Here is a 14,581-nt window from a genome sequence, read left to right as displayed (position 1 = left end):
AGCCGGTTTTGCGATTTTTAAGGAAGCCCGATTTACTCGGCAGCTTCTTTTGCGTTCTTTGCCGCTTCGATGCCGCTGACGATGAGGCTTGCGGCTTCTTCCGGTCCGCCCCAGCGGTTGATCTTCACCCATTTGCCGTCTTCGAGGTCTTTGTAATGTTCGAAGAAATGGGCGATGCGCTTGATCAGAATTTCCGGCAGGTCTTCGTAGGAAGCGACATTCTTGTAATAAGGATTGAGCGCTTCGACCGGTACGGCGAGAAGTTTTTCATCCTGGCCTGCTTCGTCTTCCATCATCAAAACGCCGATGGGACGGCAGCGCATGATCGCGCCGGGCACGACCGGAATGCGCGAGACGACAAGCACGTCCACCGGATCGCCGTCATCGGACAGCGTGTGCGGCACGAAGCCGTAATTGCAGGGATAGTTCATGGAGGTGTGGAGGAAACGGTCCACCACCAGTGCGCCCGATGCCTTATCAAGCTCGTACTTCACCGGATAGCCGCCATGGGGGACTTCGATTACGACATTGATGTCGTAGGGCGGGTTCTTGCCAATCGGGATGGCGTCTAGACGCATGATACCTCTGCTATGACTTTACGCGGTTGTTACGGGAGCGAAGAAGACGCAGGCGCAGCGCATTCAGCTTGATGAAGCCTTCCGCATCGCGCTGGTCGTAAACACTGTCTTCTTCAAAAGTGACGTGCTCCATGGAATAGAGCGAGTAGGGCGAAGAACGGCCAACGACCGTCGCATTACCCTTATAGAGTTTGACGCGCACGGAGCCCGTCACCATTTCCTGGCTCTTGTCGATCAGCGCTTGGAGCATCTCGCGCTCCGGGCTCCACCAGAAGCCGTTATAGATGAGCTCGGCATAGCGCGGCATGATCTCGTCTTTCAGGTGCATGGCGCCGCGGTCGAGGGTGAGACTTTCCATGCCGCGGTGGGCGGCAAGCAGCACGGTGCCGCCCGGCGTTTCGTAAACGCCGCGGGACTTCATGCCGACAAAACGGTTTTCCACGAGATCGAGCCGGCCGATGCCATTGTCCCCGCCCAGCTTGTTGAGCTTGGTGAGAAGGGCGGCGGGGGACAGCTTTTCCCCATCGATGGAAACGGGATCGCCTTTTTCAAAACCGATCTCGATATAGGTCGGCTTGTCGGGTGCCTCTTCCGGGGCGACGGTGCGGCTATGAACATATTCGGGCGCTTCTTCGGCGGGGTCTTCCAGCACCTTGCCTTCGGCGGAGATGTGCAGAAGGTTCGCGTCCACGGAGAAGGGCGCTTCGCCGCGCTTGTCTTTGGCGATGGGGATCTGGTGTTTTTCGGCGAATTCGATGAGCCTGGTGCGCGAGGTCAGGTCCCATTCGCGCCAGGGAGCGATGACTTTGATTTCCGGGTTCAGCGCATAATAGCCGAGCTCGAAGCGGACCTGGTCGTTGCCCTTGCCGGTCGCCCCGTGGCAGACGGCATCGGCGCCCACTTCGCGCGCGATCTCGATCTGGCGCTTGGCGATGAGCGGGCGGGCAATGGAGGTGCCGAGCAGGTAGATGCCTTCATAAAGGGCATTGGCGCGGAACATCGGGAAGACATAATCGCGCACGAATTCCTCGCGCAGGTCCTCGATATAGATTTCCCTGATGCCGAGCATCTCGGCCTTTTTGCGGGCCGGCTCCAGCTCTTCGCCCTGGCCGAGATCGGCGGTGAAGGTGACGACCTCGCACTCATATTCTTCCTGAAGCCATTTCAGGATGATGGAGGTGTCGAGCCCGCCGGAATAGGCGAGTACCACTTTATTGACGTTTTTCTTGCTGTCGCTCATGGCGTGTCCCCTCGCTAAGGGTGGCGGCTTGCCGGTCTTTCCGGCCTTCGGGCCGGCCGGAACGGGGACGCTGGGCGGCCCCCCTTGTTGCGGCGCACTATAGGCAAAAGCCCCTTATAGACAAGGGGGCGCGAGGGGTTTCCGCCCCTTTCCGGCGCCCTTTGGTTATTCTTTCGGCGAGGAAGGGGCGAAGGGCCGCATTTTTTCCTGTTTCAGCTGCCTTTAAGGCGCTTTCTCACCGAGCGCACGCCGAGATAGACCGCCACCAGCATGATGGGAGCGAGGATGCCGACCGCCAGATTGGGGTGGACGGGCAGGCCCGCCTCATGAGCGGCCTCAAGCGCATAGTGAATGATGCCGAGCAGGTAATAGGAAATCGCGACGGCGGAGAGCCCTTCCACCGTTTCCTGGAGGCGCACTTGCAGGCGCACGCGGCTTTCCATGGAGGAAAGCAGGCTCTGGTTCTGTTCCTGCACCGCGATTTCCACCCGTGTGCGCAAGAGGCCGCTCGCCCGCGCGATATGCTGGGAGAGCGTGTCGAGGCGGCGGTCCATCGCCTCGCTGGTGCTCATGGCGGGCGCTAGGCGGCGCTCCATGAAGGTGGAGATTTGCTGGATGCCAGGCAGCTTTTGCTCGTCGAGCTCGCCGATCCGCCGCACCACAAGATCATAATAGGCCCGGCCTGCCGAAAAGCGGAAATCGGTGCGCGCGGTCAGCTGCTCGACGCGGGCGGCAAGCGAAGTGAGTTCCTGCAATTGGCGCTGCTCGTCCGCCAGGCCCTTGATCGAGGCGGTCTCCGTCGCAATCCGGGCCAGCTCCTGTTCCATGTTGGAAATTTCAGGGGCGAGCGCGCGGGCGAGCGGAAAGGCCAGAAGCGCCATCATCCGGTAGGTTTCGATTTCCAAAAGCCGCTGCACGAGGCGGCCCATGCGCCCCGGCTTCAAAGACTGGTTGGCGATGAGGATGCGCGACAGCCCGTCTTCATGCAGTGTGAAGTCGGTCCATGCCGCCGCTGCGCCGCCCGCCACCCGCGCGCCGATGAGGCGCTGGGGATCGAAAAGCGCGTTCAGATGCGGGTCGATCTCTTCGGGCGGGGCGCTGACCACGGCGAGATTAATGGCGACGAGCAATTCGCCGGAGAGTTTCTCTTTCCAGTTTTCCGGCAGCGCGCTCAAGGGCGGATGGGCGAAGGCTTCTTCCGGTTTCCGGTTTTCGCTCAGATATTCGAAAAACGTATAGGTGGAAAATTCCGTATGCCGCTCCCAGACGAGCTTGCGGTTGCCGAGCTCCAGCACCAGGTGGTTGCCGAACTTTTCCGGGGCCTTCGCGCCGAAAAGCGCGGCCAGTTCACGCAAGTGAATGCGCTCGCCTTCAAAGCCGTTTTCTCCGGTGAGCAGCGCCAAATGGGTGCAGATCATCGGCCCCGGCACTTCGGCGGGCGGACGCGAATGCACCTCGTTTGTCAGCTTCTCGCGCTGGGGATGTTCGTGAAACGGGCTGAGTTTGACCAAGGCAGGTGTTCCGGTGGGGTTGAAGGCCGGCGGGGTTGAAGGAAAGGCCGGTATAGAGCGGATCGGGCGCTTTCCGCAAGGGCGGGCTGGAGCCGCCGGGTGGACGTCGGGTGCTTTCTCTGTCATTTCCGCAAGCTAGACCGCGCCGTTGAAGGATCGCCGCGCAGGGCTCCGCGTGCTAGGAAAAGGGCAATAGTGAGCCTTTCGCGGGGATGGACATGGCGAAAATCGAGTTCTGGTACGAGTTTGCGAGCACCTATTCCTATCCGGCGGCGATGCGGGTGGACGCTTTCGCCAAAAAGGCGGGGGTGGAGGTTATCTGGCGGCCTATGCTGCTCGGGCCGATCTTTTTCGAGCAGGGCCTGCAGGATTCCCCTTTCAATGTTTATGAGGTGAAGGGGCGCTATATGTGGCGCGATCTTGAGCGGCTTTGCGCGGCCTATAAGCTGCCCTTCAATAAGCCCTCACACTTTCCGCAGAACGGACTGAAGGCCGCGCGCCTCGCGCTTACCGGTATGAAGGAAGGCTGGGGCGAGGATTTCAGCCGTGCTGTTTACCGGGCGAATTTTGTCGACGGGCTGACGATTTCGGATGACGCGGTGCTCGCCGAAGTGCTCGATCTTGTCGGCGTTGAGCCGGAAGAGGCCTTTGCCGCCGCCTTCACCCAGGAAAACAAAGACGCTTTGCGGGCGCAGACCGATGAAGCCTGGGAGCGCGGCATTTTCGGCGCGCCGAGCTTTACCGTCGGCGATGAGCTTTTCTGGGGCCATGACCGCATGGAGCAGGCCTTCAACTGGGCGAAGGGGAAGTGAAGCATCTATGCCTCGTGATGCAGGGGCCAAGTAGGAGGCCACTGCCGGCTTTCGAACTTGCGGCAAGCATTGGTATGGACCCCGGCATAAAGCCGGGGTGACACTCGGTGTGTGCAGTTAGGCAACGCCTGTTATCTGAATGATGCTGTCACCCCGGGCTTGTCCCGGGGTCCATGTGGCGTCTCTTCTCATTGCAACTTCTGCATAGGTTCTTCGCGCCGAGCGCTGATGCAAGATTATACCCTCACCTCATCCCCAACCTTCACCGCACCGGGGCTTGCGACATTCGCATAGACCGAGAGATTGTGTTTCGTCTCGCGTACCAGCGTGCGCATGATTTCCGGATCGCGCGGAATAGCGCCTTGTCCGTGCGGGGCCTGCTCGCGGGTGGTCATCACGCAGCGCATGCATTCGATATCGATATCGAGCGCCGCGCCGCCGAGCGTGACTTTGTTGCCCACCCAGCCGAATTCGGCGAGCGATGAAAGTTTTTCATCATCGGCGATCAGAAAGTTCGGGCGGAAGCGGCGCACATCGAGCTTCGAGAAAGGGGTGAGTTCCTGAAAGCGGCGCAGCGAGGCTTCGGTGAGAAGGTTCACCGGATAAAGATCGAAATAGGTGCCGCGCGGGCTTGCATATTCCATGACTTCCGACAAAAGCTCGCCCGGAATGGCGCTGAGATCGGGCAGCGTTTCATCGTCACGCACACCGAACATGGCGCGCATATTCGCTTCCAGTTCTTCCTGGGAAGCTGCCGTTTCATTGATGCGGTAATGGGCGCTGTCGTCGGCGGGCTGCAGCGGCCAGAGCGTTACCTCCCGCTCCAATGCTTTGGAAAGGCGGGCGTTAACGTCTTCTTCTTGCGAGCCCGTTTTGCTGCCATCGGGCAGCGTGATTTCCACATGCGGCACGGCGTCTGCCGAGGTGCCTTCGATATAGCGGGCCGAGCAATGCAAAAGGCCGGGAATATGTTTGGCGCCGCGAATGGTCTGGGTCTGTTCATCGCGCACCGCCCAGCCCCGGTCGAAAGGAATGCCGCCTTTCGTGAGCACGGTTTCCTCCAGCCGCTCGCCCTGCATGGACTTGACCGGATAGCGCCATATTTCTTTTACCGTGAATGCGGTCATGACGGCCTCCCTCATTTTCTTTTCGCGTTTGCCGGAGCGTAACGCGGGAAAAGGGGTGCTGTCGCCTCACAATCGGGAAAGGACCTGTTGCCGGAATGGAAAGATGGGGCCTATTGCGCCGCGCGCAGGCTGGCCTTCAGCCGTTCGCTTTCGGACTTCAGCTGGCCGCAGGCGGCCATGATGTCGCGCCCGCGCGGGGTACGGATGGGGCTTGCATAGCCTGCGCGGTTGACGATATCGGCGAAGGTTTCGATCTCTTCCCAGTCCGAGCACTCGTAAGGCGCGCCGGGCCAGGCATTGAAGGGAATGAGATTGATCTTTGCCGGAATGCCTTTCAGAAGCCGCACGAGTTCTTTTGCGTCTTCCTTGCTGTCATTCACGCCTTTCAGCATCACATATTCGAAGGTGATGCGCCGGGCGTTGGACAGGCCGGGGAAATTCCGGCAGGCATCAAGAAGCTCCGCAATCGGATATTTCTTGTTGAGCGGCACCAGCATGTCGCGGGTGGGATCGTTCACCGCGTGAAGCGAGATCGCGAGCATGCAGCCGATATCGGAGCCCACTTTCTCGATCATCGGCACGACGCCGGAAGTGGAGAGCGTAATACGGCGCTTGGAAATGGAAAGGCCTTCGCCGTCGGAAAGAATGTCGATGGCGTCTTTCACATTGTCGAAATTGTAAAGTGGCTCGCCCATGCCCATGAGCACGATATTCGTGATCTTGCGCCCTTCCTTCGGCGTCGGCCATTCGCCAAGCGCATCGCGGGCGATGAGGATCTGGGCGACGATCTCTTCCGCAGTCAGGTTGCGCACGAGCTTTTGCGTGCCCGTATGGCAGAAGGTGCAATTGAGCGTGCAGCCGACCTGTGAGGAAATGCAGAGCGTGCCCCGGTCGGGTTCAGGAATATAGACGGCCTCGACTTCCGGCGCGGGCGCGCGCGGATCGCTGGAGGCAAGACGGATCAGCCATTTGCGCGTGCCGTCGGTGGAAATCTGTTCGGTGACGATTTCCGGGCGCTCTAGGGTAAAGCGTTTGGCCAGTTCGTCGCGCAGCGCTTTGGAGAGCGTGGTGATATCGGCAAAGTCGGTCAGGCCCTGATGGTAGAGCGCGGTCCAGAGCTGGCCGGCGCGCATCCTGGTCTGATTGGCGGGAATGCCCGCCGCCTCAAGCGCTTCCTGGAGTTTGGGGCGCGGCAGGCCGATGAGGCCCGTGCGGGCGGCCTCGTTCGCCGCCGGGCTGTCGCCCGCGCCTTCCGCCTTATGGGATATGTCCAGTGTTACGCTCATTTGCCTATCCGGCATTTTCTCGAGGAGTTGGGGAGGCGGGGCTTTGCCGGAATTCTGCCGGTTTCGGGGCCCGCGCGCCTGCCGTTCAATCTGGGGCTGCTATAGCACAAGAAAAGGCCGCCGCGCTATCTTTCAAGGCCCATGGCTTTCAAGGCACATGGCTTTCAAGGCGCGGCGGCTTTTTGCGGGCTTTTAGGCCCTTAATTCAGGCGCTTAGCGGCAGGCGTCGTCGATCTTGCCGATAGCGGCGGTGACGCCGGACAGCGAATAGGTGTCGGTCGTCAGCGTGCCCCGGCTCGAGGTGCCTTTCACGATCATGTCCGAGCCGCGCTTCATGGCGTTGACCATGCGGCTTTCATCGGAGGAGTTTTCCAGCCAGGCCCAATGGCGCGCTTCCCCGCCTTCATTGACACCGGTGAACATCTGGAAATTGTCCGAGCCGATTTCCGAATAAGGCCGGCTCTTTTCATCGAAGACATAGCCTGCGCGCATGGAGATCTCGTTGCGCACGTTCTGGCCCGGCCGGTGCGTGACCATCATGAAGACGTCGCCGCGATTGACGCCGCGCGGGCGCTGCTCCTTGGGTTCCGACATGACATAACAGATCCGGTCCTTGCCGGAACCATAGGTATAAGCCGTCCAATCGTTGAATTTGCCGAGCAGTTTGGGCGCTTCGGCCAGCGCCGGGGCCGCGCTCATTAGCAGGGCCGCTAAAATCGTACCTTTAAGGAAGGCTCTTTCTCGTTTGCGCATCTTCTTCCGACTCGATTCTTCCAGTGGGGTCCGGGCGCAGCTTACCCAAGCCCCCCATACATTTCCACCTGTGTCCCCGGTCCGCTGCCGCCGCCTTGGTGCGGGCGGGCCTCAAGCGGCGTCCGGACAGACTTTCAGATGCGAAACTGCAGGCGGGATGCGGCGGAAATATGTCCGCGCCCGGGGGCGCTCTTCCGGCTGTTTTGTGCACCCTCAACTTTCCGGGAGCGGTTAGTCCGCGTCCTCTTCTTCCTCATAAGGGCGCTTCATGGGCATTTTGATGCCGCCGCGCCGCATGATGGGGCCGCCATGGGTGTGCTCGCGCGCGCCGTCCACCGGGCCGCCCGGCATCAGCGCCCTGGGGGCATAATTGCCCATGGAGCGCAGCCGGTCATACATGATGACGGCGCCGGCGATCTGCACGTTGAGGCAGAATTTCGTGGGGATCTTGACCACGAAATCGCATTTCGCCGTCATTTCCTCCGACAGGCTGCCGCGCTCGGGGCCCATAATGTAAGCCGCATTCAAGGGATGGCGGAAGCTGGGCAGATCGACCGCCTCCTCCGTCAGCTCCACTCCGACAAGGTGGCAGCCGCGCGGCAGGATCATGTCGCCCGCACGGTCCCATTCATAATAAGGCACGTGCTGCGGGGTCTTGGAGGTGTCGGATTTGGCGGCCCGCACTTTGTGCGCCGCGCCCACGGTGAAAACGAAGCTCGCGCCGAAAGCATGGGCGGAGCGGATCAGGCTGCCCATATTCATCGGCTTGGAAATGCCTTCCACGCCGAAGCCGAAATATCCTCTCGGTCCCTTTTGGTTCATCTCGTCTTGCCTGCTCGTTTTCCGTCGCGGCAAGGGATAAGGGCTTGGGCGGGGCTTGGCAAGAAGGGCCAAGGCCTCCAGTTGAGCCTATAGCCGAACGAGAAGAACCGGAGACGCGCCCCCCGCATCTCCGGTTCCCTTGAGCGGCGGCGGCTTGATACGCATCCGCGCCGCATTCCCCTGCTTGGCAGCAGGATTACTTGCCGACGATCACGCTGTTGCCGACGGCGGCCGAGGAGGCATTGAGGCTGCCCGCGTAGCCGACATAGATGTTCGAGACGGCGCTCATCTTGGAATTGTTGATCTGCTGGGAATTGATATTCGTTCCCGGCGCGTTGTTATAGACGTTCAGCGAGTTGGCAACGGCGGTGGTGGAGCTGTCCAGCGTGCCCACGCCGTCAACGGCGATGAAGGTCTTGGCATCGTCATAACAGGAATCGCAGCTCGGATCGGCTTCCTGATAATTGTTCACGGCTACGCCGCCCGTACCGTCGCCCTTGATCGTGGCGGAGTTCGTGAAGGACTGGGAGACCGTCGTCGCCTCGCCTTCGATCCAGCCGGCTTCAAGATTGAGGTCGGCTTCGACGTTGGAATGATTGATCTGATAGGTGTCGACATCGGAGGAGCCGTCGAGCTCCGCTTCGAAGCTGTTGCCCTGGGCGCTTGCGGTCTGGCCGAGCGAGCCTGCGTCATCGACATAGATGTTCAGCTCACCGACGATGTTTTTGAGGTTGATCTGACCGTTCAGCACGGTGTGGTCCGGGTCCCCGGCCAGAGCCGGCGCGGCGCAGAACGTTGCCAGTACGGCGCTGAGAAAAAGACGGGTCGGTTTCATGTCGTGCCTCCAATCGGGCGGCTGCTGTTTCAATATGAGCCTGAGAACGGCGCTTGATCACGGTATTGCGAGAGCCATGCCAAGCGCGGGAAACTGCGGAAAACCGGGCCGAGTCCCGATTTGGGACGGGCATTTGGGCAAAAGAAAACCGGGAACCTTTGCGGTTCCCGGTCCTTTGCGCGCTTTGAAGAGCGGGCGGTTTATTTGATGGCGATCGGGGCGATGGAGACCTGATTGCCGATGGCCACGCTCGAGCTTTTCAGCGCGTTCGTATAGCCGATGCTGACATTGGAGACGGCGGTGGTCAGCGAGTTGTTGAGCTGCGCGCTGGTGAGGTTGATTTCCTGCGCATTGCTTTCCAGCGCGAAGGCGTTGGAGGCGGCAAGAGCGGAGACATCCACCTTCGCGGCGTTTTCGATGGTCACGTTGGAAACAGCTTCCGGATCGGTCGGGCGCGGGGCCTGCCAGCCGGTGGTCTGATTGTTGTGAATGTTGACGAACTGCGCATCGGCAACGGAGGCCGTCACGTTATTGCCGATCGCCTGGGTGTTGATGGTGGCTTTGCCGCCGATCCATTCGGCTTCCACGACGGTTGCCGCTTTCACATCGGCTGCTGCCCCCAGCACCTGGTTGTTTTCCAGATAGGTATTGCCTTTCAGCTCGGCGGAGAGCGAGTTGGCAATGGCGGCGGTCGAAACGTCGACTTTCGTGTCGACCGCTTTCACCCACAAGTTCGTGTCGGCGGTGACATCCTGCAGCGTGACCTGGCCGTTCGTGATGGCGTTGTTTAGATCGTAAGCCCCCGCGCCGTTCGTCAGCGCAACAGTCAGAAGACCGGCAATCGCCGTGCCTTTAACAATCGAATTCATATTATTCCCCTTGGGTTGTACCGTTCTGAGCCACGCCCTTGCGGATTGTCCGGGCTCGGGGGCGAGAGAGCGATTTTCGTGCCAAAGGGACAAATTGACCCGTGCCGGGCGCGCGCCTGCTAGCGGCCATCGGGCAGGCTGTGCTATGGGAAGGTTAACGGGAATTTCCAAACGCAATCCTGGAAACAACAGTCAAAACAGGGAGAAAGACATGAAAGCCGTCCTCTGCAAGGAATACGGTCCGCCGGAAAAACTGGTCATCGAAGATGTGCCGAGCCCCGAGCCGAAAGACGGGGAGGTGGTGATCGAGGTGCATAGCGCCGCGGTGAATTTTCCCGACGTGCTCATCATCCAGAACCTTTATCAGTTCAAGCCGCCGCTGCCCTTCTCGCCGGGCGGTGAGGTTTCCGGCAAGGTGACGAAGGTCGGCGCCGGGGTGAAAAAGATCAAAGAGGGCGACCGGGTCATCGGCTCGTGCGGCTGGGGCGGCTTTGCCGAGGAAATCGCGCTGGAAGAAGCCCGCGCGCTGCCGATCCCCGATGAGATGGATTATGAGACGGCTTCCGCCTTCCTTATGACCTACGGCACCTCGCATCATGCGCTCAAAGACCGCGCCGAAATCAAGCCCGGCGAAACGCTGGTCGTTCTGGGCGCGGCCGGCGGTGTCGGCCTGGCCGCCGTCGAGCTCGGCAAGGCGATGGGCGCGAAGGTGATTGCGGGAGCTTCGTCGGAAGACAAAGTAGCGGTCGCCAAGGAACACGGCGCCGATGACGGTTTCGTCTATCCTTCCGGCCCGCTCGACCGGGATCAGCAAAAGGCGCTTTCTGAAAAGATCAAAGAACTGACGGGCGGCCAGGGCGCCGACGTGCTTTACGATCCGGTGGGCGGCGATTACGCGGAACCGGCACTGCGCGCCATGAACTGGAACGGGCGCTATCTCGTTGTCGGTTTTGCCGCGGGCGACATTCCCAAAATTCCGCTCAACCTCGCGCTGCTCAAAGGCTGTCAGATCGTCGGCGTCTTCTGGGGTGCCTTCACGGGCCGTGAGCGCGCGCGCCATGAAGAAAACCTGCGCGAGCTGATGGAGATGTTCAAAGCGGGCAAGATCAAGCCGCATGTCTCAAAAAGCTACAAGCTCGAAGACGTGGCCTCCGCGCTGAACGACATGGCGGGCCGTAAAGTGAAGGGCAAGGTCGTCCTTCAGGTCCGCTAAGCGGCAAAGCCAAGGCACGAGAGGGAGCGGCGGGCATATGGGGCGCATCGCAATCAGTTGGGCCGCGCTTATCGGCGGCACGCTCGTGCTTCTGTTCGGCTTTCTCGTCTATGTGCTCTTCGCCTCCGGCGAGCCTTCCTACTGGGAAGGGGATATCGCGGCCTTCGAGCGCCGCGATATCTCCAACCCGCCGGAGAAAGGCGCGGTGCTTTTCATCGGCGGGCGCGATGTCCGGCTGTGGGAAACGCTTAGCGCCGATATGATGCCTTTCGACGCGCTGAACCGCGGCTTTGGCGGGGCGCGCATCGCCCATCTCACCCATTATGCGGCCCGCATCGTCAAACCCTATGAGCCGAGCCTCATTGTCATGATGGCGGGCGATGAGGACCTTGCGGATGTGCGCGGGCGCCGCCCGGAAGACGTGCTCGCGCAAACGCAAATCTTTCTGGCGGCCATTCGTGCCCATGGGGTGGATGCGCCGGTGCTGATCGTTTCCGTGCCGCCCGCCCCGATGCGCATGTCGCGCTGGCCGGGCGCAAAGCGCACCAATGCGCTGCTTCAACAGCTTGCCCATGAGCGCGCGCCGGTTCATTTCATCGATCTGACGCCCGGTTTCTTCACCGAAGAAGATGAGCTTAAAGATCAGCTTTTCCGCTGGGACGGCATGTCGCTGTCGAAACAGGGCTATGCCTATCTGACGCGGCAGCTCAAACCGAAGATCAGGGAAATTCTGCAAAGCCGGAAATCCGGTGGACAAACACAATCGCAATAAGGCGCATGAAAGCGCCGCAGAAACGGGGAAACGTCATGACCATGCAAAAGATCGAGCAGGAGGCCGGCAAGGCCATTATCCGGGGCAGCTGCGCCCGCGGCTTTGAAGGCGTGGCGGCGGCCTTTGCGGAAAACTTTATCTCGCGCGGCGAAGTGGGCGCGAGTGTCTGCATCACTCATGAGGGCAAAGTTGTTGCCGATCTATGGGGCGGGCATAAGGCAAAAGACGGCGCGGCCTGGGAAGAAGATACGGTCTCCATCGTCTTTTCCTGCACCAAGGGCGCGGCGGCACTTTGCGCGCATATGCTTGCCGACCGGGGCCAGCTCGATTTCAACCAGCCGGTGAAAGAAATCTGGCCGGAATTTGCGGTGAACGGCAAGGAAGAAGCGACAGTCGGCATGATGCTCGATCATTCCGTCGGCGTGCCGCATATCCGCGCGCAATTGAAAGATGGAGCCTATTACGACTGGGATTATATGACGGACCTTGTCGCGCGTGAGGAAGCCTTCTGGAAGCCGGGCACGCGCAACGGCTATCACGGCGTCACCTTTGCCTGGACGGTGGGCGAAATCGTGCGCCGCGTGGCGGGCAAGCCTTTGGGGCAGTTTTTCCAGGAAGAAGTGGCGGGCCCGCTCGGCCTCGATTTCTGGATCGGGCTGCCGGAAGATAAAGAGCCGCGTGTGGCGGGCATGATCAATGCGCCGCTCGATCCTGAAGCGCCGGTCGGTAAGTTCACGCAGGCCATTCTTTCCGATCCCGCCTCGCCCTCTTCGCTCTTCCTGATGAATAACGGCAAGGCGGATTTCAATTCGCGCGCCGCCCATGAAGCCGAAATCGGCTCGGCCAACGGCATCACGAACGGGCGGGGCCTTGCCGGCATGTATGCGCCGCTTGCCAATGGCGGCGCGTTGGGCGGCGTCAAACTCGTTTCGCCGGAAGCCGTGACGCGCATGAGCCGCGTTTCCATGGCAACGCGCGAGGATGCAACGCTGCTCATCCCGACCCGTTTCGGGCTCGGCTTCATGAAGTCGATGGACAACCGGGGCGAGACGCCCGGCAATCAGTCGTCGGTCATTCTTTCCGAAGCCGCTTTCGGTCATGTGGGCATGGGCGGCTCCATCGGCTTTGCCGATCCTGAGGCCGGTATGAGCTTTGGCTATTCGATGAACCAGATGGGTATGGGCATTTTGCTCAACGAGCGCGGCCAGGCCGTGGTCGATGCCGCCTACCGCGCCATCGGCTACCGCACGAATGAAGGCGGCGCCTGGACGCGGTAAGGATATCGGCCGCCTATTTGCCGGAGGGTTTACCGGAAAGCTTATAGGTGACCGTCGCATGGGCGATTTGTTTTCCCGCCTTGTCGCTGACGATGACCGTCGCCACATGCACCGAGCCGCCGCGGCGGATGACGCGGGCATCGGCGATGAGGTCCGCGCTCAACGCGGCATCGAGATAATTGATGGAAAAGCCGATGGTCGAGCCGCGCGGATTTTCCGGCAAATGGGATGTTGCCCAGCAAGCGGCGGTGGCGGCGACATCAACAAGCGAGGCGATCGCACCGCCATGCACCATGGTGCCGATCGTGGTCAGCGCCTCTCGGTAAGGCAGGAAAAGAACGGCGCGGTCTTCTTCAAGACCCGTCAGTTCCAAGCCCAGGGTCTTGCCGTAAGGCGCGCCGGCAATGGTGCCGGCGATCATGTCTTTGAAGGTCTCGTCCATGGGATGCGTCCTGGCTCTGGTGAGTAGATGCAGGGGTTATGAGCCGTGCCCGTGTTTGGCGGCAATGACCTGAGAGGTAAGGAAAGGCGGAAATAAATGAGCCGACGCGAAGAAATGACCGCCCGCCTTACGGCCCTGCCCGCCAATGTGCAAGGCGCGCTCTGGCTGCTTCTCTCCGCCATGCTTTTTGTGGTGATGGCGGTGCTCGTTAAACATCTCGGCCAGACATTCGATCCGTTTCAGGTCTCCTTCTTCCGGCAGCTTTTTCAGATCATCGTTATTCTGCCTTTCCTTATCCGGGCGGGCGGCGCGGAAGGCGGCATCCGCACCAAGGTGCTGCCGCTGCAAATGCTGCGCGGCTTTGTCGGCTCCTCGGCGATGATCTGCGGGTTCTATGCTTTTGCGCATTTGCCCTTGGCGGACGCTCAGGCGCTGAACTTCTCGCGCACGCTTTTTCTTGTGCCTTTGGCGGCGCTGCTGCTTTCCGAACCTATCGGCAAGCGGCGGGTCATCGCCGCCCTTGTCGGCTTTGGCGGCGTCCTCATCATGCTGCGCCCGACCGGCGCGCTCGATCCGGCGGCGCTCGTCGCGCTTTTGGGCGCAGCGCTTGTGGCGCTCGCCACGGTGCTCGTCAAAATCGCCTCGCGTTACGACCAGCCCATCACGCTGATGTTCTATACCGGGGTGGGCGGGCTCATCGTCACGTCCATTCCGGCCTATCTCGTCTGGATCATGCCGAGCTGGGAGCAATTGGCGCTGCTTGCCATTATGGGCAGTGCGGGGGCTGCCTCGCATAATTGTTTCATTCGCGGCTACAGGGTGGGGGAGGCGACGGTGATTGCGCCGTTCGAATATTCCCGTCTCATCTTCCTTGCGCTTGCCGGGATCGTGATCTTCGGCGATATCCCGACGCTCTGGACGCTGGCAGGAGCCGCCGTGATTATCGGCGCGGCGCTTTACATCGTGCGGCGGGAATCGCAAGCGGCGAAAGAGATGCGCGCGGCGGAAAAGGCCGCAGACCGTCTACCCGACTAAGCGGCGCTT

Annotated in this window: 15 protein-coding genes; 5 read left to right on the top strand and 10 right to left on the bottom strand. The window is 60.8% G+C overall.

What is annotated here, in order from left to right; translation table 11 throughout:
- Window positions 1-32: 32 nt before the first annotated feature.
- The 3 genes from ppa to ACOQOT_RS15775 all read right to left on the bottom strand — a co-directional run bounded on the left by ppa (window position 33) and on the right by ACOQOT_RS15775 (window position 3,329).
- Window positions 33-578: an inorganic diphosphatase gene (gene ppa, locus ACOQOT_RS15785; RefSeq protein ID WP_420560144.1), complete on the bottom strand. Its 546-nt coding sequence runs from the start codon at window positions 576-578 to the stop codon at window positions 33-35.
- A 10-nt stretch (window positions 579-588) separates the two neighbouring features.
- Window positions 589-1,818, bottom strand: a complete 1,230-nt coding sequence (locus tag ACOQOT_RS15780; RefSeq protein ID WP_420560143.1) for an argininosuccinate synthase — start codon at window positions 1,816-1,818, stop codon at window positions 589-591.
- Window positions 1,819-2,030: 212 nt separating this feature from the next.
- Window positions 2,031-3,329, bottom strand: a complete 1,299-nt coding sequence (locus tag ACOQOT_RS15775; protein WP_420560142.1) for a DUF3422 family protein — start codon at window positions 3,327-3,329, stop codon at window positions 2,031-2,033.
- A 218-nt stretch (window positions 3,330-3,547) separates the two neighbouring features.
- Here ACOQOT_RS15775 and ACOQOT_RS15770 point away from each other — a divergent pair, with 218 nt between their 5' ends.
- Window positions 3,548-4,141: a 2-hydroxychromene-2-carboxylate isomerase gene (locus ACOQOT_RS15770; protein ID WP_420560141.1), complete on the top strand. Its 594-nt coding sequence runs from the start codon at window positions 3,548-3,550 to the stop codon at window positions 4,139-4,141.
- A gap of 236 nt (window positions 4,142-4,377) precedes the next feature.
- Here the strand turns inward: ACOQOT_RS15770 and ACOQOT_RS15765 are convergent, their stop codons facing one another.
- From ACOQOT_RS15765 to ACOQOT_RS15740, 6 genes are all read right to left on the bottom strand, one after another.
- A complete protein-coding gene (locus tag ACOQOT_RS15765; RefSeq protein WP_420560140.1) occupies window positions 4,378-5,268 on the bottom strand; it encodes an MOSC domain-containing protein in 891 nt (296 codons plus the stop codon).
- Window positions 5,269-5,378: 110 nt separating this feature from the next.
- Entirely contained in the window at window positions 5,379-6,554 is a 1,176-nt protein-coding gene (gene rlmN / locus ACOQOT_RS15760; protein WP_420560139.1) for a 23S rRNA (adenine(2503)-C(2))-methyltransferase RlmN, read from the bottom strand.
- Between the two features lie 213 nt (window positions 6,555-6,767).
- On the bottom strand, window positions 6,768-7,253 hold the full coding sequence (locus ACOQOT_RS15755; protein WP_420560138.1) for an invasion associated locus B family protein: 486 nt from the start codon (window positions 7,251-7,253) through the stop codon (window positions 6,768-6,770).
- Window positions 7,254-7,538: 285 nt separating this feature from the next.
- Complete coding sequence (locus ACOQOT_RS15750) at window positions 7,539-8,129, bottom strand: RNA methyltransferase (protein ID WP_420560137.1); 591 nt, start codon at window positions 8,127-8,129, stop codon at window positions 7,539-7,541.
- 196 nt (window positions 8,130-8,325) lie between these two features.
- A complete protein-coding gene (locus ACOQOT_RS15745; RefSeq protein WP_420560136.1) occupies window positions 8,326-8,964 on the bottom strand; it encodes a hypothetical protein in 639 nt (212 codons plus the stop codon).
- A gap of 200 nt (window positions 8,965-9,164) precedes the next feature.
- Window positions 9,165-9,833, bottom strand: coding sequence for a hypothetical protein (locus ACOQOT_RS15740; RefSeq protein ID WP_420560135.1), 669 nt, complete (start codon window positions 9,831-9,833; stop codon window positions 9,165-9,167).
- A gap of 211 nt (window positions 9,834-10,044) precedes the next feature.
- On the opposite strand from ACOQOT_RS15740, the gene ACOQOT_RS15735 reads away from it, so the two are divergent.
- Genes ACOQOT_RS15735 through ACOQOT_RS15725 form a run of 3 tightly spaced genes read left to right on the top strand, consistent with a single transcriptional unit; the run spans window position 10,045 to window position 13,095 of the window.
- Window positions 10,045-11,046 carry an NADPH:quinone oxidoreductase family protein gene (locus ACOQOT_RS15735; protein ID WP_420560134.1) on the top strand — a complete coding sequence of 334 codons (1,002 nt, stop codon included), beginning with the start codon at window positions 10,045-10,047 and terminating at the stop codon, window positions 11,044-11,046.
- A gap of 37 nt (window positions 11,047-11,083) precedes the next feature.
- On the top strand, window positions 11,084-11,818 hold the full coding sequence (locus ACOQOT_RS15730) for a GDSL-type esterase/lipase family protein (protein WP_420560133.1): 735 nt from the start codon (window positions 11,084-11,086) through the stop codon (window positions 11,816-11,818).
- 35 nt (window positions 11,819-11,853) lie between these two features.
- On the top strand, window positions 11,854-13,095 hold the full coding sequence (locus ACOQOT_RS15725; protein WP_420560132.1) for a serine hydrolase domain-containing protein: 1,242 nt from the start codon (window positions 11,854-11,856) through the stop codon (window positions 13,093-13,095).
- 13 nt (window positions 13,096-13,108) lie between these two features.
- Here the strand turns inward: ACOQOT_RS15725 and ACOQOT_RS15720 are convergent, their stop codons facing one another.
- Window positions 13,109-13,537: a PaaI family thioesterase gene (locus ACOQOT_RS15720; RefSeq protein ID WP_420560131.1), complete on the bottom strand. Its 429-nt coding sequence runs from the start codon at window positions 13,535-13,537 to the stop codon at window positions 13,109-13,111.
- Window positions 13,538-13,633: 96 nt separating this feature from the next.
- On the opposite strand from ACOQOT_RS15720, the gene ACOQOT_RS15715 reads away from it, so the two are divergent.
- The gene (locus tag ACOQOT_RS15715; RefSeq protein WP_420560130.1) at window positions 13,634-14,572 is read left to right on the top strand and encodes a DMT family transporter; all 939 of its coding nucleotides are present in this window, start codon (window positions 13,634-13,636) and stop codon (window positions 14,570-14,572) included.
- Window positions 14,573-14,581: the final 9 nt, after the last annotated feature.

The sequence above is a fragment of the Tepidicaulis sp. genome, from assembly GCF_965222285.1.
Taxonomy (GTDB): Bacteria; Pseudomonadota; Alphaproteobacteria; order Parvibaculales; family Parvibaculaceae; genus Tepidicaulis.
This window is presented reverse-complemented; position numbering and strand designations above follow the sequence as displayed.

What these genes read in the sequence shown, in the direction of transcription:
- ppa (WP_420560144.1), bottom strand. Translation starts at nt 578, where the DNA reads ATGCGTCTAGACGCCATCCCGATTGGCAAGAACCCGCCCTACGACATC.
- ACOQOT_RS15780 (WP_420560143.1), bottom strand. Translation starts at nt 1,818, where the DNA reads ATGAGCGACAGCAAGAAAAACGTCAATAAAGTGGTACTCGCCTATTCC.
- ACOQOT_RS15770 (WP_420560141.1), top strand. Translation starts at nt 3,548, where the DNA reads ATGGCGAAAATCGAGTTCTGGTACGAGTTTGCGAGCACCTATTCCTAT.
- ACOQOT_RS15765 (WP_420560140.1), bottom strand. Translation starts at nt 5,268, where the DNA reads ATGACCGCATTCACGGTAAAAGAAATATGGCGCTATCCGGTCAAGTCC.
- rlmN (WP_420560139.1), bottom strand. Translation starts at nt 6,554, where the DNA reads ATGAGCGTAACACTGGACATATCCCATAAGGCGGAAGGCGCGGGCGAC.
- ACOQOT_RS15755 (WP_420560138.1), bottom strand. Translation starts at nt 7,253, where the DNA reads ATGAGCGCGGCCCCGGCGCTGGCCGAAGCGCCCAAACTGCTCGGCAAA.
- ACOQOT_RS15750 (WP_420560137.1), bottom strand. Translation starts at nt 8,129, where the DNA reads ATGAACCAAAAGGGACCGAGAGGATATTTCGGCTTCGGCGTGGAAGGC.
- ACOQOT_RS15745 (WP_420560136.1), bottom strand. Translation starts at nt 8,964, where the DNA reads ATGAAACCGACCCGTCTTTTTCTCAGCGCCGTACTGGCAACGTTCTGC.
- ACOQOT_RS15740 (WP_420560135.1), bottom strand. Translation starts at nt 9,833, where the DNA reads ATGAATTCGATTGTTAAAGGCACGGCGATTGCCGGTCTTCTGACTGTT.
- ACOQOT_RS15735 (WP_420560134.1), top strand. Translation starts at nt 10,045, where the DNA reads ATGAAAGCCGTCCTCTGCAAGGAATACGGTCCGCCGGAAAAACTGGTC.
- ACOQOT_RS15730 (WP_420560133.1), top strand. Translation starts at nt 11,084, where the DNA reads ATGGGGCGCATCGCAATCAGTTGGGCCGCGCTTATCGGCGGCACGCTC.
- ACOQOT_RS15725 (WP_420560132.1), top strand. Translation starts at nt 11,854, where the DNA reads ATGACCATGCAAAAGATCGAGCAGGAGGCCGGCAAGGCCATTATCCGG.
- ACOQOT_RS15720 (WP_420560131.1), bottom strand. Translation starts at nt 13,537, where the DNA reads ATGGACGAGACCTTCAAAGACATGATCGCCGGCACCATTGCCGGCGCG.
- ACOQOT_RS15715 (WP_420560130.1), top strand. Translation starts at nt 13,634, where the DNA reads ATGAGCCGACGCGAAGAAATGACCGCCCGCCTTACGGCCCTGCCCGCC.